The following is a 1,083-nucleotide window of genomic DNA, read 5'->3' as shown; positions in this document are numbered from 1 at the left end:
TCAGGCAGTTCCGTATGCTCTGACGGACACCGCCTTTCTCGGTGGTTTCCAGCCCCGCCTTGATTTCCTCAATGCTCTGGGGTGGCTGCATGGCGTTCATGGTGCTTTTTAGTTCTTGCTGCGTCTGTGGCTGCAAGCTCTGCCATTCGCTGTTCAAGCTGTATCACATCCTTTCCGTAGTCCGTAATCAAAGCCGCTTTTTCCTCTGTTTCCCCGAACAGCAGCACATCCAGCAGATATTCCACTTGATCTTGCTTCTGTAAGGCTTCTATAAACCGGGGATGAAAGGCTTCCTCCGGGGAGTGCGGGGCATATTCCTTTCTCCACACTCGAAGTAGGTGGAGATAATCGGCAAGAATACGGAAGCAGCAGTTCTTTGCTTCCTGAAACTGTTCCTCCGGGGATTTCTGCCGGGGCTTGGGCTTTTTCGCCTTTCCCGGCGGTTTCCAGTCCTCATAGGAAAGCCCGAAGTCCTGTGCCAGTTGTACGGCGGCTTCTTTCTTTCCCAGCCCATACAGGGCGGCGGCAAAATCAATCACATCCCCATCCGCACCGCAGCCGAAGCAATGGTAACGCCGATCCAGCTTCATGCTTGGGGTTTTATCGTGATGGAACGGGCAGCAAGCCATCCCGTTCCGACCTACATGGATTCCATAATGCTCCGCAGCCTGTCTTGTTGTAACAGACTGCTTCACAACTTCAAATACATTCAAATCTATCCCTCCTTGAAAAAAGAAAAGCACCTGACATTCTCTGATTGAAAATGGCAAGTGCCTGTTAAAGTTCCATATCCTGTTGTCTGTGTTTCGTCTGTGCCTGGGCTGTTCTTTGTGCTTTTTTCTCGTCTGCCTTATCCTGCAAGACTTCTTTGATGGGCTGCTTCTTGGGCGGCTCTTTGCTTTCCTCTGTGCCGGGTGTGGCTTTCCGTACCCAGTAGCGGATATCCCGCAGTTTCTTCAAATCAGCCTGTACCTCGGTCAAAGGTTCTTTCAGCTCTGCGATTTCGCTGAGAAGTTTTTCTTGCTCCTCTTGCAGCTCCTTTTGGGTGCTGTCCTTATCGTCTGGGTGCTTGGCAAGGTAGGC

At 51.3% G+C, this 1,083-nt stretch carries 1 protein-coding gene and 1 pseudogene; both read right to left on the bottom strand.

Annotated features, from left to right (window positions below):
• Nucleotides 1-68 precede the first annotated feature (68 nt).
• A complete protein-coding gene (locus OCV77_RS16925) occupies nt 69-713 on the bottom strand; it encodes a CHC2 zinc finger domain-containing protein (RefSeq protein ID WP_317246639.1) in 645 nt (214 codons plus the stop codon).
• 64 nt (nt 714-777) lie between these two features.
• A pseudogene (locus OCV77_RS16920) lies at nt 778-1,083 on the bottom strand (MobQ family relaxase); the annotation flags it as partial.

The sequence above is a fragment of the Suilimivivens aceti genome (assembly GCF_025567405.1).
GTDB classification, from domain to species: domain Bacteria; phylum Bacillota; class Clostridia; order Lachnospirales; family Lachnospiraceae; genus Suilimivivens; species Suilimivivens aceti.
This window is presented reverse-complemented; position numbering and strand designations above follow the sequence as displayed.